2 protein-coding genes are annotated in these 1,052 nt (G+C 62.5%); both read right to left on the minus strand.

Annotated elements, in window-relative coordinates; all coding sequences use genetic code 11:
- Positions 1 to 485 (minus strand): membrane dipeptidase (locus tag AC1DT3_RS22300; protein ID WP_477467355.1); only part of this gene is annotated, 485 nt, incomplete at its 3' end.
- 30 nt (positions 486 to 515) lie between these two features.
- On the minus strand, positions 516 to 1,052 hold a 537-nt coding region (locus AC1DT3_RS22305; protein ID WP_477467356.1), incomplete at its 5' end, for an ABC transporter ATP-binding protein.

Genomic DNA, 1,052 nt, shown 5'->3' on the forward strand with positions numbered 1-1,052 from the left:
GGGCCGATAGACCGCAAGCCACTCTCATAGAGCACGTCGAGCATATGGAACTCGGGATCGATCGCCTCGGCGCCTTCGATGTGAAGGATGGTCGCCAGCGTTCCCGTCTTGAGACATTCGCGAATGTCGGCCGCGGTGCGGCAAACTTTGACTCGGCCCTCTGACGCCCGCTCGATACGGAACAGCAGCGATGCCATCTCCAGCGTGACGCGCTGGCTCGGCGCAAGTTCGAGCGGCGCCGGCAACGGCACGTCGTATTGCGCTTCCGCCATCATCGCATCGATGTCGATGCCACCGCTTTCCGAGGACACGTAGACGGCGAAGAAGCCGCCGGCCATTCCTCCGGCCTTCATGCGCGGCAGATCGAGATGCCCGAGATTGTCGCCGTCCAGGAAAGCCTGCTCGGGTTTGATTTCGCCTCGTATCAGGCGAAGCAGAACGTCGTTATGGCCATCGAATACGGGAACGAGCGGAGAAGCGGGCATGTTTGGTCGCGATCTCGAGAGGGTTGAGTGTCAAATTGCCGAAGCAAGCGGGACCTGCGCGTCCCGTGCGAATCCCTGACTGGCATTGATGAGGGCGCGCGTATAATCGCTCGCGGCTTGGTTGGTCCGCAAGGCCCCTGCGGTTGTTTCTTCCACCGCCTCGCCGTGACGCATGACGAGCAACCGCTCACAAAGATGAGCGACGACGGCAAGATCGTGACTGACGAGAATGTAGGTGAGGCCGAGATCGCGCCGCAACTCGTCGAGGAGGTTCAAGATCTCTGCCTGCACGGAAGCGTCGAGGGCCGACGTCGGTTCGTCCAGGAGCAGCACTTTGGGGCGCAGCAGCATCGCACGCGCGATGGCGACGCGTTGCCGTTGCCCGCCCGAAAGCTGGTGAGGATAGCGGAACCGGAATGACGGGCCGAGGCCGACTTCGCGCAAGGCCTGCAGGATGCGGGCCTCTCCATCCTTGACGCCATGAATCGCGAGAGGCTCGGAGAGCGTCCGGTCGACCGTATGGCGCGGATGAAGCGACGCGTAGGGATCCTGGAACACCATCTGCAC

The organism is Microvirga sp. P4_G7 (assembly GCF_056401005.1).